20 protein-coding genes are annotated in these 22539 nt (G+C 72.3%); 15 read left to right on the forward strand and 5 right to left on the reverse strand.

Annotation, left to right across the window (positions count from 1 at the left end):
- Window positions 1-29 precede the first annotated feature (29 nt).
- The 3 genes from cmk (at window position 30) to der (ending at window position 2916) form a co-directional block, all read left to right on the forward strand.
- Entirely contained in the window at window positions 30-725 is a 696-nt protein-coding gene (cmk, locus tag N7925_RS29445; RefSeq protein WP_265602420.1) for a (d)CMP kinase, read from the forward strand.
- Complete coding sequence (locus N7925_RS29450) at window positions 722-1378, forward strand: lysophospholipid acyltransferase family protein (protein ID WP_265602421.1); 657 nt, start codon at window positions 722-724, stop codon at window positions 1376-1378. The genes cmk and N7925_RS29450 overlap by 4 nt, the downstream gene beginning before the upstream one ends.
- Window positions 1379-1446: 68 nt before the next feature.
- Entirely contained in the window at window positions 1447-2916 is a 1470-nt protein-coding gene (gene der / locus N7925_RS29455; protein WP_265602422.1) for a ribosome biogenesis GTPase Der, read from the forward strand.
- A gap of 106 nt (window positions 2917-3022) precedes the next feature.
- On the opposite strand, the gene N7925_RS29460 is transcribed toward der, so the two are convergent.
- Window positions 3023-3364, reverse strand: a complete 342-nt coding sequence (locus N7925_RS29460) for a hypothetical protein (protein WP_265602423.1) — start codon at window positions 3362-3364, stop codon at window positions 3023-3025.
- A gap of 137 nt (window positions 3365-3501) precedes the next feature.
- The gene (locus N7925_RS29465) at window positions 3502-4284 is read right to left on the reverse strand and encodes a hypothetical protein (protein ID WP_274345663.1); all 783 of its coding nucleotides are present in this window, start codon (window positions 4282-4284) and stop codon (window positions 3502-3504) included.
- A gap of 487 nt (window positions 4285-4771) precedes the next feature.
- Between N7925_RS29465 and N7925_RS29470 the strand changes: the two genes are divergently transcribed.
- From N7925_RS29470 to N7925_RS29485, 4 genes are all read left to right on the forward strand, one after another.
- Entirely contained in the window at window positions 4772-6055 is a 1284-nt protein-coding gene (locus N7925_RS29470) for a glycosyltransferase family 4 protein (protein WP_274345664.1), read from the forward strand.
- On the forward strand, window positions 6052-6897 hold the full coding sequence (locus N7925_RS29475) for a transferase (RefSeq protein WP_274345665.1): 846 nt from the start codon (window positions 6052-6054) through the stop codon (window positions 6895-6897). The genes N7925_RS29470 and N7925_RS29475 overlap by 4 nt, the downstream gene beginning before the upstream one ends.
- 159 nt (window positions 6898-7056) lie before the next feature.
- Window positions 7057-8022: a helix-turn-helix transcriptional regulator gene (locus tag N7925_RS29480; protein WP_274345666.1), complete on the forward strand. Its 966-nt coding sequence runs from the start codon at window positions 7057-7059 to the stop codon at window positions 8020-8022.
- Window positions 8023-8401: 379 nt separating this feature from the next.
- Window positions 8402-8617 (forward strand): I78 family peptidase inhibitor, encoded by a 216-nt coding sequence (locus N7925_RS29485; protein WP_265602428.1) that lies wholly within the window; start codon window positions 8402-8404, stop codon window positions 8615-8617.
- A 155-nt stretch (window positions 8618-8772) separates the two neighbouring features.
- On the opposite strand, the gene N7925_RS29490 is transcribed toward N7925_RS29485, so the two are convergent.
- Window positions 8773-9816 (reverse strand): phosphatase PAP2 family protein, encoded by a 1044-nt coding sequence (locus tag N7925_RS29490; RefSeq protein WP_274345667.1) that lies wholly within the window; start codon window positions 9814-9816, stop codon window positions 8773-8775.
- A gap of 498 nt (window positions 9817-10314) precedes the next feature.
- On the opposite strand from N7925_RS29490, the gene N7925_RS29495 reads away from it, so the two are divergent.
- Together N7925_RS29495 and N7925_RS29500 are read left to right on the forward strand one after the other, a co-directional pair.
- Window positions 10315-12108: an MFS transporter gene (locus tag N7925_RS29495; protein ID WP_274345668.1), complete on the forward strand. Its 1794-nt coding sequence runs from the start codon at window positions 10315-10317 to the stop codon at window positions 12106-12108.
- A 102-nt stretch (window positions 12109-12210) separates the two neighbouring features.
- On the forward strand, window positions 12211-13431 hold the full coding sequence (locus N7925_RS29500; protein WP_274345669.1) for an acyl-CoA dehydrogenase family protein: 1221 nt from the start codon (window positions 12211-12213) through the stop codon (window positions 13429-13431).
- Between the two features lie 67 nt (window positions 13432-13498).
- Here the strand turns inward: N7925_RS29500 and N7925_RS29505 are convergent, their stop codons facing one another.
- Entirely contained in the window at window positions 13499-13942 is a 444-nt protein-coding gene (locus N7925_RS29505) for a cell division protein SepF (RefSeq protein WP_274345670.1), read from the reverse strand.
- A 308-nt stretch (window positions 13943-14250) separates the two neighbouring features.
- Between N7925_RS29505 and N7925_RS29510 the strand changes: the two genes are divergently transcribed.
- The 4 genes from N7925_RS29510 to N7925_RS29525 all read left to right on the forward strand — a co-directional run bounded on the left by N7925_RS29510 (window position 14251) and on the right by N7925_RS29525 (window position 18192).
- Window positions 14251-15483 (forward strand): DUF5685 family protein, encoded by a 1233-nt coding sequence (locus tag N7925_RS29510; protein WP_274345671.1) that lies wholly within the window; start codon window positions 14251-14253, stop codon window positions 15481-15483.
- 76 nt (window positions 15484-15559) lie between these two features.
- On the forward strand, window positions 15560-16381 hold the full coding sequence (locus tag N7925_RS29515) for a DUF1684 domain-containing protein (protein WP_274345672.1): 822 nt from the start codon (window positions 15560-15562) through the stop codon (window positions 16379-16381).
- A 230-nt stretch (window positions 16382-16611) separates the two neighbouring features.
- Entirely contained in the window at window positions 16612-17511 is a 900-nt protein-coding gene (locus N7925_RS29520) for a S1 family peptidase (protein ID WP_265602435.1), read from the forward strand.
- Window positions 17512-17712: 201 nt separating this feature from the next.
- On the forward strand, window positions 17713-18192 hold the full coding sequence (locus N7925_RS29525) for a hypothetical protein (protein WP_274345673.1): 480 nt from the start codon (window positions 17713-17715) through the stop codon (window positions 18190-18192).
- A 70-nt stretch (window positions 18193-18262) separates the two neighbouring features.
- Here N7925_RS29525 and N7925_RS29530 read toward each other — a convergent pair whose 3' ends face one another.
- Window positions 18263-19189 (reverse strand): DUF4231 domain-containing protein, encoded by a 927-nt coding sequence (locus N7925_RS29530; RefSeq protein ID WP_274345674.1) that lies wholly within the window; start codon window positions 19187-19189, stop codon window positions 18263-18265.
- Window positions 19190-19989: 800 nt separating this feature from the next.
- On the opposite strand from N7925_RS29530, the gene fxsA reads away from it, so the two are divergent.
- A complete protein-coding gene (gene fxsA / locus N7925_RS29535) occupies window positions 19990-20154 on the forward strand; it encodes an FxSxx-COOH cyclophane-containing RiPP peptide (RefSeq protein ID WP_274345675.1) in 165 nt (54 codons plus the stop codon).
- A gap of 30 nt (window positions 20155-20184) precedes the next feature.
- Window positions 20185-22527 (forward strand): radical SAM/SPASM protein FxsBH, inactivated beta-hydroxylase extension form, encoded by a 2343-nt coding sequence (gene fxsBH / locus N7925_RS29540; protein ID WP_274345676.1) that lies wholly within the window; start codon window positions 20185-20187, stop codon window positions 22525-22527.
- Window positions 22528-22539: the final 12 nt, after the last annotated feature.

Below are 22539 nucleotides of genomic sequence, written 5' to 3' on the forward strand. Positions count from 1 at the left end.
CGTCCGTCCCCGCACCGTGTACCAGGAAGGTGTCCACCACCGTGGAAACCGCACGCTCCTCCGTGATCGTCGCCATCGACGGGCCCTCGGGCACCGGCAAGTCGAGCACGTCCAAGGCCGTCGCCGCCAAGCTCGGCCTGAGCTACCTTGACACGGGCGCGCAGTACCGGGCCATCACCTGGTGGATGCTGAGCAACGGCATCGATGTGGGCAACCCGGCCGAGATCGCGACCGCCGCCGCCAAGCCGGTGATCGTCTCCGGTACCGACCCCGCCGCCCCGACGATCACCGTCGACGGCGAGGACGCCTCCGGCCCGATCCGCACCCAGGAGGTCACCTCCAAGGTCAGCGCCGTCAGCGCGGTCCCCGAGGTGCGCACACTCATCACCGAGCTCCAGCGTTCCATCGCCGCGGCCGCGACCGGCGGCATCGTCGTCGAGGGCCGGGACATCGGCACCACCGTGCTGCCCGACGCCGACCTCAAGATCTTCCTCACCGCCTCCCCGGAGGCCCGCGCCGCCCGTCGCAGCGGTGAGGTCAAGGGCTCCGACCTGACCGCCACCCGTGAGGCCCTCATCAAGCGGGACGCCGCCGACTCCGGGCGCAAGACCTCGCCGCTCGCCAAGGCGGACGACGCCGTCGAGGTGGACACCACCGAGCTGACCCTCCAGCAGGTCATCGAGTGCGTCGTCACCCTCGTCGAGGGGAAGCGGGTCGCCGCGTGAGCGATGCCACAGGCGCGCCCACGCCGCGCGGAGCGGCCGTCGGGCGGTCCATCGGCATCGGCCTGATGTACGGGCTGTGGAAGCCCAGGGTCCTGGGCGCGTGGCGCGTGCCAGCCGCCGGACCCGTCATACTCGCGGTGAACCACTCCCACAACATCGACGGACCGATGCTGATGGGCACCGCACCCCGGCCGGTGCACTTCCTGATCAAGAAGGAGGCGTTCGTCGGCCCCCTCGACCCGTTCCTGCACGGAATCGGGCAGATCGAGGTGGACCGCCGATCCGTCGACCGCACCGCCATCACCCACGCGCTCGGCGTGCTGGAGGACGGCGGCGTCCTCGGGATCTTCCCCGAGGGCTCCCGGGGCGAAGGGGACTTCGCCTCGTTGCGGGCCGGACTCGCGTACTTCGCGGTACGCGGCGGGGCTCCGATCGTCCCCGTGGCCGTTCTGGGAAGCACCGAGCGGCGCGGACGGTTGATACGGGGGCTGCCCCCGCTGCGCAGCCGGGTCGACGTCGTCTTCGGCGACGCGTTCGACGCGAGTGCGGGCGACGGGCGGCGGACGCGCAGGGCGCTGGACGAGGCGACCCTGCGGATCCAGGCGAAGCTGACCGCCCACCTGGAAAGTGCCAAGCGCCTCACCGGGCGATAGGCGAGACTTGAGTAGTGGACCACGCTGATCGCGGTCCATCGATGATGATGCAAAGAGGAACGGACTTCATGAACGACCAGATTCACTCCGACGGCTCGGGCCACGAGCACGGAGCACTTGGCGATGCCGAGTTCGCGGAGTTCATGGAGCTCGCCGCGCAGGAAGGCTTCGATCCCGAGGAGGTCGAGGGCGCCCTCGACGAGGCCGGTCACGGCCCGCTCCCCGTGCTCGCCGTCGTCGGCCGCCCCAATGTCGGCAAGTCGACCCTGGTGAACCGGATCATCGGCCGCCGCGAGGCCGTCGTGCAGGACAAGCCCGGCGTCACCCGCGACCGCGTCAGCTACGAGGCCGAATGGGCCGGACGCCGCTTCAAGGTCGTCGACACCGGCGGCTGGGAGCAGGACGTGCTGGGCCTCGACGCCTCCGTCGCCGCCCAGGCCGAGTACGCCATCGAGACGGCCGACGCGGTCGTCTTCGTCGTCGACTCGACCGTCGGCGCCACCGACACCGACGAGGCCGTCGTCAAGCTGCTGCGCCGGGCCGGCAAGCCCGTCGTCCTCTGCGCCAACAAGGTCGACGGACAGAGCGGCGAGGCGGACGCCAGCGCCCTGTGGTCGCTGGGCCTCGGCGAGCCCTATCCGGTCTCCTCGCTGCACGGCCGCGGCACCGGCGACATGCTGGACGCGGTTCTGGAGGCCCTGCCCGACGCCCCGGCGCAGAAGTTCGGCACGGCGCTCGGCGGCCCCCGCCGCATCGCCCTGATCGGCCGTCCGAACGTCGGCAAGTCCTCCCTGCTGAACAAGGTCGCGGGCGAGGACCGGGTCGTCGTCAACGAGCAGGCCGGCACCACCCGCGACCCGGTCGACGAGCTGATCAAGCTCGGCGGCATCACCTGGAAGTTCATCGACACGGCCGGCATCCGCCGCCGCGTCCACCTCCAGGAGGGCGCGGACTACTACGCCTCGCTGCGTACGGCCGCCGCCGTGGAGAAGGCCGAGGTCGCCGTCATCCTGATCGACTCCAGCGAGTCCATCAGCGTCCAGGACCAGCGGATCATCACCATGGCCGTGGACGCCGGGCGCGCCATCGTCGTCGCCTTCAACAAGTGGGACACCCTCGACGAGGAGCGCCGCTACTACCTGGAGCGCGAGATCGAGACGGAGCTCGCGCAGATCGCCTGGGCCCCGCGCGTCAACGTCTCGGCCCTCACCGGCCGGCACATGGAGAAGCTGGTCCCGGCGATCGAGACCGCGATCGAGGGCTGGGAGACCCGGATCCCCACCGGCCGGCTCAACGCCTTCCTCGGTGAGATCGTCGCCTCCCACCCGCACCCGATCCGCGGCGGAAAGCAGCCGCGCATCCTCTTCGGCACCCAGGCGGGCACCAAGCCCCCGCGCTTCGTGCTCTTCGCCTCCGGCTTCCTGGAGCACGGCTACCGCCGCTTCGTCGAGCGCCGTCTGCGCGAGGAGTTCGGCTTCGAGGGCACCCCGATCCACATCTCCGTCCGGGTCCGCGAGAAGCGCGGCCGCAACAAGTAGCACCGGCGGGCGCGACAAACAGCACCCGTACACGGCGAAGCCCCGGGCCGCTCTCGCGAGAGCGGCCCGGGGCTTCGCCGTGTCGTGCGGCTTCCGTCCTCGGGCCTCAGGAGTCCCGTGACCCCGGGGGCAGCGCCGCGGGCCGGGGGCGCCCCGCATGCCGCCCCACCCGCTGCCAGGAGCCGAGGCCCCCGGTGTGCTGGCTCTGCCCGCCACTCCCGCCCTGGCCGTTGTGCCCACCGTTGCCGCTGTGCCCGGAGGGGGCGGGGTGGCCGCTCAGCGCGGTCCTGGAGGCGAAGAGACCGGCGCCGAAGGCCGGGAAACCGAGATTCTCCTCGCCGCTCCGGTCGCCCGGCAACGCCCGGAACGAGCGCCGGTACTCGGAGTACAGCGCGTCGTAGATCGGGGTGGGGGACACGCCCCCCGACGGATCCTGCGAAGGCCGCATGGCAGGGATCTGACTCTGATGCTGGCGGGAGGAGTCGTATGAGTGCACGTAGGTGCCAACGACCTCACCGCCCGTCGGATGCGGCTCCGCCGGAGAAATCGCTGTTCGGCGGGGGCGTCCGAGCCGGCCGGACACGATCAGGTCCCGGCCAGCGGCATCGATGCGGCGACCAGCAGCCCGTTGACCGCCGCCTTCTCCAGGGCGTCCCGGAGCAGGTCCTCGCGCGGCTGCTGGCCGATGGTGCCGGCCGGGGCGGCGAAGACGAGGACCGTCTGCGACTTGTTGGCCGCGGCCCGCCAGCCCTCGGTCACCTGGAGCGGCTGGTGGGCCTGCCACCAGGCGACCGGGTTGCCGCCGCCGGCGCTCGGCTGCAGCACGGCGTGCAGCTGGCCCACCGCCAGCAGCACGGACCAGCCCGCGAGGACCTCCGGCAGCCGGTTCAGGTCGGGGGCGGTGCGGAAGCCCTGCTCCAGCAGCAGCTGGAGGAACTCGTCGCCCCCGCTGCCGGCGGTGCCGGGCCGGGCGACCGGACCGGTCGGCTCCACGACCAGGGCCGGGCGGAGATCGTCCTCGATGAGGACGAGTCCGCTGGTGATGCCGAGGACGGCCTGTTCGGGCATGCGCCCCTCCGTATCCTTCTGCTCGCTTCCGGTGATGCTGCGCACCGCGCCCTGGAGCTGGTCCTCGGCGACCTTGACGACCTGCGAGGGGATGCACGTCGCGTGGGCGAAGGCGAGAACGGCGGTCTCGTCGCCGATGAACAGCACCGTGCTGGTGCGTTCCTGGTCGGAGTCGCCGGGGGTGCGGCAGGAAGTGCAGTCGTAACTGCCCGGGGCGTTGTCGCCGACGAGCAGCCGGTCGGCTTCGTCGTCGCCGATCTCGGCGCGTACGTCCTGGCTGACGTCGAGCATGCGCGGCACGGGGACTCCTCGAACTCGGTGCGTGGGCCGGGTGGTTCCCGGACTCCATGAAGAGACAACGCGGCATCCGTGGCCGGGGTCACGCACCGGGGCGCACGGAAGTGCGGCACAGGTCGACACATCGGTACGTCGAGCAGTCGACGTACGGCTCCCGCGTTCCGCCGGGAAAGTTTTTACCGGGGCGCAGGCAACCCCGCGGCATTCTCCTACGTCAAGCTCGAAGGAAAGTCCTGGTGAACGGATGGCGGTAGCCGTCCGGGTTGCCACACCGGTGGCCCGCACACGCGGTCCCGTTACTTCCGGGGCCTGCCGCTATCCGGATTGAATGCCTCCAGATAGCCGCAGGTCAGCGGTGGTCCGACGCCGGGGCGGGCATACCGTGAGGGATGTCGCGGATGCTCCGGGATTTCCTGGTGTATTTCGGGCGGAAAATCGCCGGGAAGCGCAGACTTGACAAGGCCGGGCCGACAGGGGAAACAGCGAAACCATGCATATTTCTTTTCTTCTGCACAATGCCTACGGAATCGGAGGAACCATTCGGACGACGTTCACGCTCGCCCGTACGCTCGCCGAGCAGCACGACGTCGAGATCGTGTCCGTCTTCCGGCACCGTGACGCCGCCGCCCTCGGCGCGCCCGAGGGCGTGACGCTGCGCCACCTCGTGGACCTGCGGAAGAAGAGCGCGACGTACGACGGCGGCGACGCCGAACACGCCCGGCCCGCAGCGGTGTTCCCGCGCGGGGACAGCAGGCACAAGCAGTACAGCAGGCTCACCGACGCCCGCATCGCCGACCATCTCCGGACGACCGAGGCGGACGTCGTCGTCGGCACCCGCCCCGGGCTCAACGTCCACCTCAGCCGGGGGACCCGCCGCGGACCGGTGCGCGTCGGGCAGGAGCATCTGACGCTCGACAGCCACAACTACCGGCTGCGCCGCGAGATCGCCCACCGGTACACCCTGCTCGACGCGCTCACCACCGTCACTCGTGCCGACGCGGACGACTACCGAAGCCGGCTGAAGCTGCCGGGCGTACGGATCGAGGCGATCCCCAACGCCGTTCCCGAACCCGCCTGCCCGCCCGCGAGCGGCGACCTGAAGTGGGTCGTCGCGGCGGGCCGGCTGCACCGGGTCAAGCGCTACGACCTCCTGGTGCGGGCCTTCGCCCAGGTGTCCGCGGCCCGCCCGGACTGGCGACTGCGCATCTACGGCGGCGGGGACGCGACCGGCGACGAACAGGCGTCGCTGCGCACCCTCGTCGACGAACTCGGCCTGCACAACCACGTGTTTTTGATGGGCTCGGCCAACCCGATGGAAGCCGAGTGGCCCAAGGGGTCGATCGCCGCCGTCACTTCGGACCGCGAGTCCTTCGGCATGACGATCGTCGAGGCGATGCGCGGCGGTCTGCCGGTCGTCGCCACCGACTGCCCGCACGGGCCGGCCGAGATCGTCGAGGACGGCGTCGACGGGCGGCTGGTCCCGGTCGGCGACCCGGACGCGATCGCCGCCGCGCTGCTCCAGCTGATCGAGGACGACGAACTGCGCCACCGGATGGGCGGGGCCGCGCTCACCGCCTCGGCCCGCTTCGACCCGGCGCGGATCGCCGAGCGCCACGAGAGCCTGTTCGCCGAACTGGTCGCCCGCGGCGCTCAGGGGCACGGGCACGGCGTCCTGCGCACCGCGCTGCACCGCACCCGGGGCAGCGTCCTCGACGGGGCCTACGCCCTGCGCTACAAAGCCGCCGACGTGCTCCGCAAGGGAAGGGCCGCATGACCCCCGCCATAGCCACCGTACGGGCCGACTGCGTCGCCGATCCGGCCGGGACGCTCACCTTCGAGCTGACCGCCCCCACCCCGTCCCCGGCCCCCACGCCCGCGTCCGTGCTGCTCCTGCGGCGCCGGGGCGCGGCCGGCGGCAGGCCCGGCGGCACGGTGCGGATCCCGCTCAGCGGGTCTGGCCCCGGGCGGCTGCGGGGGGTGCTCCCGGCCTCCACCGAACTGTCCGAGGGGCGCTGGGACGCCTATGTCGAGGAGCCGGGATCCGAGACCGCCCGGACCGTGGAGCCGGGGCTGCGGGACCTGCGGGCCCTCGTCGACCGCAGCCCGGACACCGGAGCCGCGAGCGTCAGCGCCCGGGTTCCCTACCCGACCACCGACGGCCGGCTCGCCCTGCGCTGCTGGGTCCGCGCCCCGCACGCCGAGGCGGGAGCCGTCGTCGTCGGCCCGGCCGGCATGACGGTCGAGGGCGTGCTGTACGGCGTCACCGTGGGGGAGGGGGCCGCCGTGGAGGCCCGGCTGCCGGGGGACCAGGACCGGGCGCACCGCTTCCCGCTCACCCCCGCCGGAGGGGCGCCCGGCGCCTTCGCCTTCACCCTGCCCTACGGCCCGCCGGCCGGGGGACCGGTGGACGGGGCGCAGCTCTGGCAGCTGTGGCTGGTCCCGGCGTCGGGCGCGCCCGGGGTCAGGATCTCCCGCATCCTCGACGACGTCTGGTCCCGCGGCAAGTCCTTCGTCTACCCGACCCGGGCGCCGGTCCCCGGAGTGCTCGCCACCCCCTGCTACACGGCGGACAACGACCTCTGCCTCCGGCTGGAGCCCGGACCGGCGGACCGCTGAGAAAGGGGATCGCGGACGGAGAGGCTCGCTGAGGGAGGGGCTCACGGACGGAGGGATCGCGGACGGAGGGATCGCGGGGTGAGGGGTTGCAGCCGAGGGGATCGCGGCCGAGGCGATTGCGGACCGGAGCTGTCCTCAACCCCTGGCAGACTCACCCGCATGTTGGAGACCTCGGCACGACTGCTGCGCCTGCTCTCACTGCTCCAGGCCCACCGGGACTGGTCCGGCGCCGATCTGGCCGACCGGCTCGGCGTCACCCCGCGCACCGTGCGCCGGGACGTCGACAAGCTGCGCGACCTGGGCTATCCGGTGAACGCCAGCAGGGGCACCGGCGGCGGCTACCAGCTCGGGGCCGGCGCCGAGCTGCCGCCGCTGCTGCTGGACGACGAGGAGGCCGTCGCGGTCGCCGTGGGCCTGCGCACGGCCGCCGGGCACGGCATCGAGGGCATCGGCGAGACCTCCGTACGCGCGCTGGCCAAGCTGGAACAGGTGCTGCCGCACCGGTTGCGCCGCCGGGTGAGCGCGATCGGCGCGTTCACCGTGCCGATGCTGCACGGGGCCGACGACTCCGCCGTGGACCCCGCTGTGCTCACCGAGCTGGCGGCCGCCTGCCGCGACGCGGAGCGGCTCCGGTTCGCCTACCGGACCCACGGCGGGGAGGTCTCGCGCCGGACCGTGGAGCCGCACCGGCTCGTCTGCACCGAGCACCGCTGGTATCTGGTGGCCTGGGACCCGGACCGGGCGGACTGGCGCACCTTCCGGGTGGACCGGATCACTCCGACCCCGCCGCACGGCCCCCGCTTCACCCCCCGCCCCCCGCCGGCGGAGGATCTGGCGGCGTACGTCTCCCGGGGCGTCGCGGTCTCGGCGTACGCGGCCCGGGCCGTGATCCTGCTGAAGGCGCCGCTGGCCCAGGCAGCCCGGCGGGTGTCACCGTCCGCCGGGGTGCTGGAGGCCGTGGACGCGGACACCTGCCGGCTGACCGCGGGCGCGCCGGACCTCACCGTGCTGGTGATCCACGTGCTGATGATGGGGATCGATTTCGAGGTGATCGAGCCGCCCGAGCTGATCGAGGTCATGCGGGAGGCGAGGGACCGGCTGACGCGCGCCCTTGACGGGCCGTGAGACTCCGGGTGTGGTGCCGGGCCGCCGTTCCGCACCTCGGCGGGCGGGTGGGGGAAGCGTGCGATCAAGGAAAGGCCGGTTTACGGGGGCGGGAATTCCCGGTGTCGCGGCCATTCGGGCGGTACTCCCCGCCGATGGGAAAAGAAGCAGGTCATCCCATGATTCCGGAAGCCTTCCGACACCCCCTCACGCCGGTGACCGGGGTTTCCCGTTAATACGCGCCGATGCTTCCGAACAGACCGTTCGAGTGAATAGGATCGCGTATAGACGTGTGGGGATCCTGTGACACAAGCGTGACCGTCACGGCATGTGGGGATGCAGGGGAACGTCCTCCCGGCCCGGCCTTCCGCCACCGTCCGGGGCCGCCTACGGTGAAGGCATGGCATCTCTACCGACCCCTCCAGCCCAGCCGGACGACGCCGCCGAGTCGTACGTCGGTCTCACCGCCGACGCCGCCGAACGACAGGCCAGGAGCCGCGGCTGGGACACGGTCCGGGCCGTTCCCCCGGGCGCGTTCCTCACCATGGAGTTCCGTCACGGCCGCATCAACTTCCAGGTCGAGGACGCCACGGTGACGCGCTGCTGGGTGGGCTGACCCGGCTGACCCACCGGCCGCACCGGGCCGGGCCCCCGACGGCCGAAGGCCCCGACCGCGGTCGGGGCCTTCGGTGCGTGCGGGTGAGGATGAGGATGAGGATGCGTGCGGGGGAGGATGTGCGCCCCCGTCCCCGCGTTCGCGGGAAAGCGGGGTCAGCCGCCGGTCATCGGTCGCGCCGCACTGCCGGTGCCGGTGCCGCGCGCGCCCCGCTCCGTGTGCGGCGGCGGACGGCGGACGCCCGCCGGGGCGACCGGCATGGAGCCCGGACGCACGGGGTGCCCGCCGTGGGCCCGCGCTCTGGCGCCCGGGGCCGGATGTCCGGCGGGGAGCACCGGCTCGGCCGCGGCGGTCACGGTCTCGGCGGCGAGGCCGTCGGCGGCCATCGACTGCGTGAGCAGCACCGGCTGCGGTTCTGTCCCTGTCCCTGTCCCGGGACCGGTCACGGTTGCCGGACGGGCGCCGTCGCGACGCTCGCGCCACTGCTCGCGCATCGCGAAGATCCAGGCCTCGGTCCGGGCGATCAGCGGCTCGAACCAGGGCAGCGCCAGCAGGATGAGCAGCCCGGCCGCCCACCCCAGCACGACGTCGCTGAGCCAGTGCGTACCGATGTACACGGTGGTGAGGCCGACGCCCAGCGAGACCGTCGCGGAGACCGCCGACAGATAGCGCCTGGCGCGTGGCGTGGTGGCCAGATAGGCGAGGATTCCCCAGGTCACGACGGCGTTCGCGGTGTGCCCGGAGGGAAATATATCGCCGCCGGCGAACATCTCGGCCGAGCCGATCTGTGTCGCGTAGTGCGGGCCGAGCCGCCCGAGCCCCAGCTTGACCGCGCCCACCGTCACATTGAGCAGCAGCAGGGACGTGCCGAGGACCAGCAGCGGCCGGAGCGTGTGCTGGCGCCAGGAGCGCCAGCCCAGCCAGCAGGCGACCATCACCGCTGTGGGGCCGCGCTGGCCGAGCACGACGTAGTAGTCCAGGAAGGCGTGCAGTTCGGGCCACTGCTGGTAGGGCCGGAACAGCATGACCTTCCAGTCCAGGGCCACCAGCCAGGACGTGATCAGCACCGCCCAGACGATGGCGAGATAGAACGCCAACGTCCCGCCGAAGAGGGCGATGCGGTGACGGCTCATCCGCGGTGCCACTATCTTCGGCGGTTCCGGCTCCCGGTCCAGCCGGGCAAAGATGTCGGTACGCACCCAATCGACGTTACAGCGAGTGAGTGTGCGAGCAGGCCAATCCGGGCTCTTTGTGATGACGATGTGATGTGGACTTTGTCTCGGAACGGCGTCTTTTCCGGGCGCGGAGAAGAATCTCCGTGATCTTGTGGCCAATTGCCCGCCGGTTCCGTTCGTAAGCGTGTTTGATCTCTCGGAAAAAGAGGCGCACCGGAATCCGCGGCAATTGATCCCGCCATTCGGGGGAGGCGCGCGCCGTCGCGCCGCGCCCCCCGACGCCCGCCGGGACCCCCGCCACGGCGGGCGTCACGGCTCCTCGGACGGGAGCCCCCCGGCCGGTTCCGGAAGGGCGTGGGCCACACTGTGCGGCGGAGCGCGGTATGACGTGGACCACAGGTGACCTCGCCGGACTCGCGTACGCTGACGGCTCACTCGCCCGTCGATGCCGGGCCCCAGGGACGCGCACCCCACGTCACCGTCGGTCCGCCGAGCGCGAGGGACTCATCGGGAGGTACGTAGATGTCCGGGACGACCACGGCCGGGGCCCGGCTGCGCAAGGCCGCCGACGACGCCAACCGCTGGGTCGTCCTCGTGGTCCTCTGCCTCAGTCTCCTGGTCGTCGCACTCGACGCGACCGTGCTCCACGTCGCCGTCCCGGCGCTCACCGAGGACCTGCGTCCCAGCGGCACCGCCCTCCTGTGGATCGTCGACGCCTACCCCCTCGTCTGCGCCTCGCTGCTCATCCTCTTCGGCACGCTGGGTGACCGGATCGGCAGACGTCGCGTGCTGCTCCTCGGCTACGCGCTGTTCGGCGTCGCCTCCGCGCTCGCCGCGACGGCCGACACCCCGGCCGTCCTGATAGCGGCCCGCGCCCTCCTCGGCGTCGGCGGCGCGATGATCATGCCCGCCACGCTGTCGATCCTGCGCCAGGTCTTCCCCGACCGCCGGGAGCGGGCGCTCGCCATCGGCGTGTGGACTGCGGTCGCCGCGGTCGGCGCCGCCACCGGACCGGTCGTCGGCGGCTTCCTGGTCGAGCACTTCTGGTGGGGCTCGGTCTTTCTGATCAACATCCCGCTGATGGCCGTGATCCTGCCGCTGGGCCGCTGGCTGCTGCCCGAGTCGCGCGGCGGCGGCGACGGCCCGTGGGACGTGCTGGGCGCGCTGACCGCCGCGGCGGGAGTGCTCGGCGTCGTCCTCGGCGTGAAGCGTCTGGGCAGCGGCGGGGGGCTCCTGGATCCTCTCTCGCTGGGCCCGTTGGCCCTCGGGCTCGCGCTCCTGATCCTCTTCGTACGCCGTCAGAAGCGCCGCAGGCATCCGCTGATCGACGTCTCGATGTTCGCCCGCCCGGCCTTCTCCACCGCCGTCGGCTGCATCGTGCTCGCCATGCTGGCGCTGGTCGGCCTCCAGCTGATCGCCGTCCAGTACCTCCAGCTGGTGCTGGGGCTCAGCCCGCTGGAGACCGGGCTGCGGCTGCTGCCGCTGACCTTCGCGGCGATGGCCGCGGGCGCCACCGGCTCGCACACCCTGCGCCGCGTCGGGCCGCGCCGGATGGTCGGCTGGGGCTTCGTCCTCACCGCGACCTCGGTGCTGCTGCTCACCTCGATGGGCCAGCACGACCGGCCCACCCTGCTGACCTGCGCTTTCGTCCTGCTCGGCTTCGGCCTCCAGACCACGCTCTTCGGGGCGTACGAGTCGATGCTCAGCGACGCCCCGCCGGAGCGGGCGGGTGGCGCGGCGGCCATAGGGGAGACCTCCTACCAACTGGGCGCGGGCCTCGGCATCGCCCTGCTCGGCAGTGTCATGAACGCCGCCTATGCTCCCGGCCTCGCCGGTCTGCGCGACAAGGGCGTCCCCGCCCGCGCCGGGGCGGAGGCCTCCCATTCGCTGGGCGAGGCCTATCAGGTGGCCGCGCAGCTGGGCGGCCCGATGGGCGACCTGCTGCGCTCCACGGCCCGGCACGCCTTCATCGGCGGACTCCACGTCACGCTGTTCGTCAGCGCGGGGCTGCTGCTGCTCGGGGCGCTGGCCGCCCTGCGGCTGCCGAAGGCCATGGAGTGTCCGCCGAAGGAGGCGTGGAGCCGGGGCGAGGCGGACGACGCCGTAACCACGGCCGTGCCCACAGCCCCCTTCGCGTCCCCGGCTGCCGCGTACGGGGCTTCCGCCCACGGGGCGGGCGAGCACCAGGTCACCGGCGCCCCCCGTCCGTCCGGGCTGGACCGCCCCGCCGGGCCGGACCGGCCGGCCCCGCGCCCGATGGTGCCCGCGCGGCGCGAGCCGGCCGAGGCGACCGGCTCTGGACGAGCGGCACACTGAGCCGTAACGTCAGCACGAAGCCCTGACTACCACTGCTAGTTTTCGGAGGGCGGGCGTCTCCCGGTCCCTCCGAGCACCGTGCGAGCCGCCGGAGGCACCCTCATGTCCAGCACCGAGTCACCGAAGCCGTCGAAGCTCCCGCCGTTCGACGCGTCGGATCCCCTCGGCATCGACGACCTGCTCGGCGCGGACGACCTCGCGATCCGCGACACCGTCCGCACCTGGGCCGCCGACCGCGTCCTGCCGCACATCGCCGAGTGGTACGAGAAGGGCGAGCTGCCCGGAATCAGGGAGCTGGCCCGGGAGCTCGGCGCGCTGGGCGCGCTCGGCATGTCGCTGGACGGGTACGGCTGCGCCGGGGCGAGCGCCGTCCAGTACGGGCTCGCCTGCCTGGAGCTGGAGGCCGCCGACTCCGGGATCCGCTCACTCGTCTCCGTACAGGGGTCGCTCGCCATGTACGCGATCCACCGCTTCGGCTCCGAGGAGCAGAAGCGGCGGTGGCTGCCCGGCATGGCGTCCGGCGAGGTCATCGGCTGCTTCGGCCTGACGGAGCCCGACCACGGCTCGGACCCGGCCGGGATGCGGACGTACGCCAAGCGCGACGGCGAGGACTGGGTCCTCACCGGCCGCAAGATGTGGATCACCAACGGTTCGGTCGCCGGGGTCGCCGTCGTCTGGGCGAAGACCGGTGAGGGCGAGGACGGGCGGGGCATCCGGGGCTTCGTCGTGCCGACCGATGCCCCCGGCTTCTCGGCCCCGGAGATCCACCACAAGTGGTCGCTGCGCGCCTCGGTCACCAGCGAGCTGGTCATGGACGAGGTACGGCTGCCCGCCGACGCGGTGCTGCCGGACGCGAGCGGGCTGCGCGGTCCCCTCAGCTGTCTGAGCCATGCGCGCTACGGCATCGTCTGGGGTGCCATGGGGGCGGCGCGGGCCAGCTTCGAGTCGGCCCTCGACTACGCGAGGAGCCGGGAACAGTTCGGCCGGCCGATCGGCGGCTTCCAGCTCACCCAGGCCAAGCTGGCGGACATGGCCCTGGAGCTGCACAAGGGCATCCTGCTCGCCCACCACCTGGGCCGCCGCATGGACGCGGGCCGGCTCCGGCCGGAGCAGGTCAGTTTCGGCAAGCTCAACAACGTGCGGGAGGCGATCGAGATCTGCCGCACCTCGCGCACGATCCTCGGGGCCAACGGGATCTCGCTGGAGTATCCGGTGATGCGGCACGCCACGAACCTGGAGTCGGTGCTCACCTACGAGGGAACGGTGGAGATGCACCAGCTGGTGCTGGGCAAGGCGCTCACCGGTCTCGACGCCTTCCGGTGAGCGGGACGCGCCGGTACGCGCGCGCCGACCGGATGCGTTGACCGGATCCTTCCGGCGAGCGCCCTGCTCAGCTCTGGTTGAAGAAGCCGCCGGCCTTGCGGCCGGCGGCTTCGCCCGCCACCACCTGGGTGTCGGCGGGGGACAGCAGGAAGACGCGGGTGGCCACCCGGTCGATCGAACCGCGCAGGCCGAAGATCAGCCCGGCGGCGAAGTCCACCACGCGCTTGGCGTCGGCGGGGTCCATGGCCGTGAGGTTGACGATCACCGGGACGCCGTCCCGGAACAGCTCGCCGATGGCGCGTGCGTCCCGGAAGCTGTCCGGGGTCACCGTGGCGATCCGGCGGTCCTGCTCCTCGGCCGTCTCCGCGGCCACCTGCACCCGCGGGTCGGTGACCCAGGCCTGGTTGCCCGTACCGGTCTCCGCACCCTCGGCGTACTCGTCGTCGTAGTACCGCTCGTCGTTGTCCTCTACGAGGCCAAGCCAGGCACTCGCCTTGCGCACCGATCCCATGGACGCCTCCTCTCACCGCGGTTCCTTGGTGTTCCGCATCTCTTTCGTATCCCTATGGTCGTCCATGATGCGGATACCGCGCCAAGTGGATAGTCGGCTCGCAGGCGATTCGTGACGCTACTGGTGCAGAAGATGTGGCGATTCGTCAGGGTTCCTCCTACGTAAGGGGGCTTGTAGAAGGAAAATATGATGCTCCGGCCGTACGGGTGATCCGGGGGACGTACGGGTGAACGGGTCACTCGATACGATGCACGACGCTCCGGTGCGCGAGCGTCGCGCACCGGCTGAACGGCTCACGGGGGATCGTCGTGTTCGGAATCGTCAGGCCCTGTACCCATCGGCTCTCCGAAGGTCTCAAGGTCGAGTGGATGGCCCATCTCTGCGGTCTGTGCCTGGCCCTGAGGGCGGATCACGGACAGTTCGCCCGTATCGTTACGAACTATGACGGCCTGATCGTCTCCGTCCTGACGGAGGCTCAGACGGGGCGGGCGCCCGACGGCCGGCGCACCGCCGGGCCCTGCCCGCTGCGGGCCATGCGCACCGCGCCGGTCGCGACGGGGGAAGGGGCGCGGCTCGCCGCGGCCGTCTCGCTCGTCCTCGCCTCGGCCAAGGTCCGCGACCACGTCGCCGACCGGGACGGGCTGTTGGCCCGCCGCCCGGTCGCCGCCGCCGCCCGCCGGGTGGCCGCCGGGTGGGACCGGGCGGGCGCGCGGACCGGGGCGGCCCTCGGCTTCGACACCGCCCTCCTGGTCGACGCGGTCGACCGGCAGACCGGGATCGAGACGCTCGCCGGGCCCGGCACCCCGCTGCTGACGGTCACCGAACCGACCGAGACCGCCACGGCGGCCGCTTTCGCGCACACCGCCCAGCTCGCCGGGAAGCCGCAGAACGCCGCTCCGCTCGCGGAGGCCGGCCGGCTCTTCGGGCGGCTCGCCCACCTCCTGGACGCCGTGGAGGACCAGGAGGCCGACGCCGCAGCGGGCGCCTGGAACCCGCTCACCGCCACTGGCACCCCGCTGTCCGAGGCGCGCCGGCTCTGCGACGACGCGCTGCACGGCGTGCGGCTCGCACTGCGGGAGGCGGAGTTCACCGACGGCAAGCTCGTCCACGTCCTCCTCGCCCATGAGCTGCGGCGCTCGGTCGACCGGGCGTTCGGCACCTCCTCCTGCTCCCATCAGGGGCAGCAGGGGCTTCAACTGCCCGAGGGCGCCTTCGGGCCGCCGCCGGGAAGTCCCTACGGCGCGCCGCCCGGTCAGCCGTACGGCCCGACGCCCGGACATCCGTACGGTCCGCCGCCCGGCGGCCCGGGCTCGCCGCCTCCGCCGCGCCCGCCCCGCGACCGGCGCGGGCTGATCGCCGGATGCCTCGTGTGGGCCGGGCTCGCCTGCACCTGCCAGATGTGCTGCGGGAGCTTCGAGGACCCCTGGAGCCGGGAGCAGCGGCAGTCGCCGTGCCAGAGCTGCGGCGACTGCTGCGAAACCTGCAGCTGCTGCGGCGAGGGCTGCTGCTGTTGCGGGGACTCCTGCGGCTGCGACTGCTGAACGGGCGCCGCCCGCCGGTGCGGCGGGCGGCGCCGGCGTCAGGTCACTCCGGAGCCGGTATGGAAAGGTTGACCGCATGAGCACAGACGCACAGCGGCAGGGGCAGGGCGGCGGGCCGGACCCCGCACAGGACTGGCAGCGGTGGCACGAAGGGCGCGTCGTCGCCGTCGCCGCCCCGTACGGCCCGCTCTCCCTGACCGGAACCCACTGGCTCTCCGACTACCCGGAAGGGCGAATTCCGGCCGTCCCGGGGCAGTGGCGCGAGGACGGCGACGAGGTGGTCCTCACGGCCGCCGCCGAGGAGGGCGTCGTCGTCGACGGCAAGCCGCTGACCGGCCAGGTCAGGCTGGGGGCGGACCGGGGGGCCGTCGACGACTCCCGGGTCGCGCAGAGGGAGCGGCGGCTGGTGGTGCTCCGCCGCGAAGGGCTCTGGGCGGTACGGGTCTTCGACCCGGGATCACCGGCCCGGCACGCCTTCTCGACCATCGAGGCGACCCCGTACGACCCCCGCTGGGCGCTGCCGGGGATCTTCCGTCCCTACGGCGACGACCGGACCGTGCGGGTGGTCAACGCGGACGGGGTCGAGCGCGGTCTCGGGCTCGGCGGTGAGATCGCCTTCGCGGTGGACGGCGACGAGCACACGCTCCAGGTCGCGGTCGAACCCGACGGGACGCTGTGGGCCGTCTTCGCCGACGCGACCAGCGGGAACGGTAGCTACCGCTTCCGTTTCCTGCGGCCCGCGGCGCCCGCCGCCGACGGCCGCGTGGAGGTCGACCTCAACCGCGCGCTGCTGCCGCCGTGCGCCTTCGCCGATCACTTCATCTGCCCGTTCCCGCCCCCGGGCAACACGCTCTCCGCGGCGGTCCCGGCGGGGGAGCGGAACCGGATCGACGCCTGACCCGCGAGCGGTCCCTCCGGCCCCGGCAGCCCCACGGCTCCCGGGGCCGGAGGCGTGTGTGACCCGCGTGGCCGAAAGACATTCTTGCGCCCCCTGTCCGGACCCCTCGATACTCCGGTCAGCGATTGTCAGGGGCACGGCAACTCCGGAATCCGGACAGGCCCCCGACTGCGCCTCACGGGCCCGCCACCCCACAGGAGGGCCCCCGATTCCCCTCGGAGGAACCCGAAGTGAGGATCAAGCGCACCAACAACCGCTCGAACGCGGCCAGACGCGTCCGTACCACGGCCGTACTCGCGGGGCTCGCCGCCGTCGCGGCGATGGCCATTCCCACCGCGAACGCCGAAACCCCCCGGACGTTCAGTGCCAACCAGCTGACCGCGGCGAGCGACGCCGTGCTCGGCGCCGACATCGCGGGCACCGCCTGGAACATCGACCCGCAGTCCAAGCGCCTCGTCGTCACCGTCGACAGCACGGTCTCGAAGGCGGAGATCAACCAGATCAAGAAGTCGGCGGGCGCCAACGCCGACGCGCTGCGCATCGAGCGCACGCCGGGCAAGTTCACCAAGCTGATCTCCGGCGGCGACGCGATCTACTCCAGCACCGGACGCTGCTCGCTCGGCTTCAACGTCCGCAGCGGCAGCACCTACTACTTCCTGACCGCCGGCCACTGCACGGACGGCGCGACCACCTGGTGGGCGAACTCGGCCCGCACCACCGTGCTCGGCACGACCGCCGGGTCGAGCTTCCCGAACAACGACTACGGCATCGTGCGCTACACCAACACCACCATCCCCAAGGACGGCACGGTCGGCGGCCAGGACATCACCAGCGCCGCCAACGCCACCAACGGCATGGCCGTCACCCGCCGCGGCTCCACCACCGGCACCCACAGCGGTTCGGTCACCGGACTCAACGCCACCGTCAACTACGGGGGCGGCGACGTCGTCTACGGCATGATCCGCACCAACGTGTGCGCCGAGCCCGGCGACTCCGGCGGCCCGCTCTACTCCGGCACCCGGGCGATCGGTCTCACCTCCGGCGGCAGCGGCAACTGCTCCTCCGGCGGAACGACCTTCTTCCAGCCGGTCACCGAGGCGCTGAGCGCGTACGGCGTCAGCGTGTACTGACCGGTCCCACCCAGGCCGGGTACGGAGCAGTCCGTACAAACGTGCCCCCGTCCGGAATTCCGGACGGGGGCTCCCGCTCGCCGGGGAGCTCTTGAGAGGATGTCGCCACGACGGGTCGCCGCTACGGGGCGACGGGGGGCGGGGCGACGGGGCGGGCGCGCCCCCGGCCGCGCTCCGCTGGCATCAGGGGGTAGCAGGTCCGTGAATCGCATCGGAGTGACCGGTCACCGCTCCATCCCCGCCGAGGCCCAGGCCCATGTGCTCGCGGGTCTGCGGTCCGCGCTGTGCGGCCTCGACGGCGCGACGCACGCGCTCTCCAGCCTGGCGGTCGGCGCCGACCAGCTCTTCGCCGACCTCGCCCTCGCCTGCGGCGCCGAACTGACCGCCGTGATCCCCAGCGGCGACTACGAGGCCTGCTTCGAGAACGCCGTCGACCTCGCCCGCTACCGGATGCTCAAGGCGCGCGCGGCGCGGGAGGTCCGGCTCGACTTCCCGCACTCCACCGACGAGGCGTACTACGCGGCGGGCGCCTACATCGCCGACCACTGCGACCGGCTGCTCGCCGTCTGGGACGGTCTCCCGGCCCGCGGCCTCGGCGGCACGGGCGACATCGTGACGTACGCCCGCACCCTGGGCCGCCCGGTCACCGTGATCTGGCGCGACGGAGTACTGCGCGGCTGACCGGCGGGCGCCCGCCGAACAGGCCGTACGGAGAGGGACGCTCCCGACCCCGTACGGCGGCCTCACCGGCTCACACGCGATGTCTGACCAGCCAGTCGGTGTGCTCGGGCGACACGATCCGCTCGGTCTCGAACACCGCCGCCGGCCAGTGCCGCTCGGTGAGGGTGGTCTCCATGGCGGCCTGCATCGACTCCAGGTCCTTCTCCACCAGCGAGTGCGCCGAGATCAGCGGATGGTGCCGGCGCATCTCGTTCCAGGCGAGACAGGCCGCCGCCGCCGCGGAGAACGCCCCGGTCAGGCCGAACGAGCGCCCCACCCCGAAGGTCTGGAACACGCTCAGCGCCAACGCCGGCAGCGTCAGCGCGACAATGGCGCCCGACCACAGGATCGCCCCGCGCCGGGAGGCCTGCTGACGTCTGCGGTACCAGCGCCGCTGTTCGATGAGCCGGTCCCGTACATACGTTTCCTTGCGGACCGTGTAGGCCTTGTTCCGTAACGCGCGCATGGATTCCGTGATGAGGCCGCCGGAATCCGGCAGTTCCTCGCGCGGGTCGGCCCAGCCCACTTTTCGCAGCTCCTGGAGGCCGTCCTCCAGGCGATTGGCGAACAGCGCCTCCGGGTGCTCGGACGCGCTGTCGAACGGCGCGCCGTGGACCGCGTAGCGCCAGCAGTTGGACTTGATGAACTCGGCCGCCGAGCGGTTCAGTTGCCAGTGCGACTTTGCTTTGCGGTGAGAGGCGAGGAAGGTCGCGAAGAGCACGCCCAGATAGGCCAGCACCGCGGCGCCGTACAGGGCACGGGCCGCCGGGCCGTCCTCGGTGTGCCAGGGGAGCGCCGCGGGCACCGTGCCCGCCACGAGCAGCGCGAGCTGCGCCCGGGTGGTGTTCACGGCCTCACGCTGGCGGGCCACGGCGACCGCGTCCGTGTGGTGGAACAGCGCCGGCAGGTCGTCGTTCCTGAAGACCATGGACCTCAGCGGCTCGGGCAACGCCGTCATGGACGCCTCCGTCTGCAGTTGTCGTATGACCCGGCCGGCCGTGGTGCCTGCCCCGCCCGGGCCACGAGAGTAGGGGGGAGCACCCGACGCGGCAAGAGCGTCCCGGCACCTCGGACGGTCACCACGACAGGGTTCGGCCACGTGCGGGCGGGTGTCCTTCCTCACATCGCGGGGCTGTGGCAAGGTGGTGCAACTGGGTTGAGCGAACAGTGAGTTGCGGCCCCCGTGCGGTGGGCGCGACCACCTCCGTGCGGGGAGGGGCCATCGAGGGTGACCGGGATGGTGGGCGTCTGCTCGCAGCGGCGAGCCGAGCGGGTCGACGCACCGCGCGCCCGGGCCCGGGCCGCGGGTGCCGCGGGCGACGGCCACGAACCCGCCCCGGACCGCGTGCGCATGGCCCGGGACGGAACACGATCTCCCTGGCGAGAGGCTGGTGAACGGGTGAACCGCCGTCCCGCCGGAGCCTCCCGCCGCCCGCCGTCCGGGACCCGCGCGGTGCGCGCGCCCGGCACCTGTGCCGGCGGTCTCGCCGGTGGCGGGAAGCCTCTCACCTGCGCGGGCCGGCGGCAGCGAGGCCGGCCCCCGGGGCCGCCGGTTCCGCCGCTCGTCCCCCGCTCACCCGAGCGGCCGAGCGGAAGGTGCGTTTCGAGTTTCGAATCCAGGTGTGAAGGCCGCTCCGCCGGCATGTGGAAGAGCCTCCGCGGTAGTAAAGTGCGCGTGCCGGGACGTGTGATGACATGCAATCCGGCAGCGTTTCAATGTCCGGAAACAGACCCCTTCAGGATCCCCCTAGGACGGCCGTGAAGACCTACGGAACCACCCCCGCCTTCGCCTCCGCGAAGACCCGCGCGACCCTCTCGGCGACCGACGTCCACAGCGCCGAGGCCGCCAGGAAGATCAACCGCGTATGCGGTGCGACAACGGCCAGGTCCACCCGCATCTCCACGTTCAATTCGGCTCTCTGAGTCGATGTCAGAAGCGGCTAGAATGGCGGGATGACAGGACCCCTGGTCCCCTTCCGTGAATTCGTGCTGAAAGTGCACAGCAGGTGCGATCTGGCCTGTGATCATTGTTATGTCTACGAACATGCCGACCAGAGCTGGCTGACACGCCCCAAGACCATCTCTGACGAGGCGATTTCCTGGACTGCCCGGCGCCTGGCCGAGCATGCGACGACTCATGCGCTTCCCTCCGTAACAGTGATCCTGCACGGTGGGGAACCGCTCCTGGCGGGGCCCGCGCGACTGCGACGGGTCTGCGAGGAGCTCGGCTCGGCTCTGAACGGCATCGCTGAGCTGGACCTCAGGATCCACACCAACGGCGTCCAGCTCAGCCCCCGTTACCTCGACCTCTTCGACGAGTTCCACGTCCGGGTCGGGATCTCGCTCGACGGCGACCGCGCGGCCAACGACCGCCACCGCCGATTCGCCGACGGACGCAGCAGCCACCCGATGGTGCTGCGCGCCGTCGAACTGCTCCGCGAGGAGCGCTACCGCCACCTGGACCTCGGCCTGCTGTGCACGGTCGACATCCACAACGACCCGGTGGCCGTGCAGGACGCTCTCGCCGGACTCGAACCCCCACTCGTCGACTTCCTGCTGCCGCACGCCACCTGGGACGACCCGCCCCCGCGGCCGGACGGATCGCCCACCGCGTACGCCGACTGGCTCCTGACGGCCTTCGACCGCTGGACGGAGCAGGGCCGCCCCATGCCCGTCCGCTTGTTCGCCTCGGTGCTCTCCAGCCTGAACGGCGGCCCCAGCCTCACCGAGTCCCTCGGCCTGGCCCCCACCGACCTCGTCGTCATCGAGACCGACGGGCAGCTGGAACAGGTCGACTCGCTCAAGAGCGCCTACGAGGGTGCCGCCGCCACCGGGTTCGACGTCTTCCGCAACACCTTCGACGAGGTCGCGGCCCACCCCGGCGTCCGGGCGCGGCAGCTCGGTCTGGCCGGGGTCAGCGAGACCTGTCGCCGCTGCCCCGTCGTGCGCTCGTGCGGCGGCGGGCTCTACACCCACCGGTACCGCTCCGGCAGCGGCCCCGAAGGTCTCGACAGCGGCTTCGACAACCCGTCGGTCTACTGCGCCGACCTGGCCGCCCTGATCCGGGGCATCGAGGAGCGTACGGCCGCGGCCACCGAGTCGCCCGCCGTCCGGGCGCCGGACGAACTGCTCGCCGCCCATCAGGACCTGACCCGGACCCTGCTCGCGGCTCTCCACGACACCCTCGACGGGCAGGGCGGGGCCCTCTGGGACGAGGCCTGGCGGCTCGCGGCGACGCTGGAGGCGGACGCCCCGGGCGCCGAGGCGCTCGACACGGTGCTCGCCCACCCCTACACCCGCACCTGGCTGGTCGACGCCCTGGCGGACGTGGAGGCGGGACGCGGCCTGGCGGAACCCGCCGCCGAACGGCTCGGCGCCACCGTGGCCGCCGCCGCCGTCCGCGCCGGACGCGACCTGGCCGTGCCGGTGGCGTACCGGGACGGAGGCCTGTACCTGCCCACCCTCGGCACCGTGGTCCTCGGCGGCCCGGGGGAGCGGGGAACGGCCGTGGTGCGCGCCACGGGGGACGGATTCCTCGTCCGCCGGCCGCGGGACACGCCCGGCACGGAGCTGCGCATCGCCCCCGATGAGCCCGAGGGCCCGCACTGGCTGCCCGTACACGTCCTGCGCCGGGCACCCGCCCCCGTACTCCTGCTGGACGACCTCGACCCCCTCCGCGACTGCTTCGACGCCCCCGCGACCGACCGCCTGGAAGCGGAGGAGGCCGACGCCTGGGCGCACCGGGTCGGCGAAGCCTGGTCGCTGCTGGCCGACGCCGTACCCGGCCAGGCGGCCGAGGCGGCCCTGACGTTGACCACGCTGACCCCGCTGTCCACCGGGGACGCCGAGCCGGGGCGCCACGGGCCCGGCGCGCTCGGCGTCGGGCCGTCGGTGGAGCCGAACGAACTGGCACTCGGCCTGCTGAGCGGATTCCGCCGGGCGAAACTGCGGGCGCTCGGTGAAGTGACGGATCTTTACGCCTTGGACGGTACCTGGGAACATCGGACGCCCTGGGGGAACGAACACGTGACGTTCTCCCGACTGCTGGCCGAGACATTCGAACGGGCGGGGCTCGGGCTTTACGACCCGCGCTTCCTCACGGGTGTTCCGGAAGCTCTCGACAAGATCGAAAACGCGGCGGAGGTGACGGTCGACGGAAAACAGCTGATCTCCGCTGTCCGCAAGGAGATCAGCGGAACACGGAGTGCGACCGAGAAGAATCGCGGCAGGAGCTTCCCGCCGTCCGGTCATGCGGCGAACGTCCGGGGATCTGACCAGAAAGTGACGTTCGAATGACCGAACGGCAGG

Source organism: Streptomyces sp. CA-278952, from assembly GCF_028747205.1.
GTDB lineage: Bacteria > Actinomycetota > Actinomycetes > Streptomycetales > Streptomycetaceae > Streptomyces.

Coding starts and splice junctions, on each gene's coding strand:
- der (WP_265602422.1), top strand. CDS start 1,447: ATGAACGACCAGATTCACTCCGACGGCTCGGGCCACGAGCACGGAGCA.
- N7925_RS29460 (WP_265602423.1), bottom strand. CDS start 3,364: ATGCGGCCTTCGCAGGATCCGTCGGGGGGCGTGTCCCCCACCCCGATC.
- N7925_RS29470 (WP_274345664.1), top strand. CDS start 4,772: ATGCATATTTCTTTTCTTCTGCACAATGCCTACGGAATCGGAGGAACC.
- N7925_RS29475 (WP_274345665.1), top strand. CDS start 6,052: ATGACCCCCGCCATAGCCACCGTACGGGCCGACTGCGTCGCCGATCCG.
- N7925_RS29480 (WP_274345666.1), top strand. CDS start 7,057: ATGTTGGAGACCTCGGCACGACTGCTGCGCCTGCTCTCACTGCTCCAG.
- N7925_RS29485 (WP_265602428.1), top strand. CDS start 8,402: ATGGCATCTCTACCGACCCCTCCAGCCCAGCCGGACGACGCCGCCGAG.
- N7925_RS29495 (WP_274345668.1), top strand. CDS start 10,315: ATGTCCGGGACGACCACGGCCGGGGCCCGGCTGCGCAAGGCCGCCGAC.
- N7925_RS29500 (WP_274345669.1), top strand. CDS start 12,211: ATGTCCAGCACCGAGTCACCGAAGCCGTCGAAGCTCCCGCCGTTCGAC.
- N7925_RS29505 (WP_274345670.1), bottom strand. CDS start 13,942: ATGGGATCGGTGCGCAAGGCGAGTGCCTGGCTTGGCCTCGTAGAGGAC.
- N7925_RS29515 (WP_274345672.1), top strand. CDS start 15,560: ATGAGCACAGACGCACAGCGGCAGGGGCAGGGCGGCGGGCCGGACCCC.
- N7925_RS29530 (WP_274345674.1), bottom strand. CDS start 19,189: ATGACGGCGTTGCCCGAGCCGCTGAGGTCCATGGTCTTCAGGAACGAC.
- fxsBH (WP_274345676.1), top strand. CDS start 20,185: ATGACAGGACCCCTGGTCCCCTTCCGTGAATTCGTGCTGAAAGTGCAC.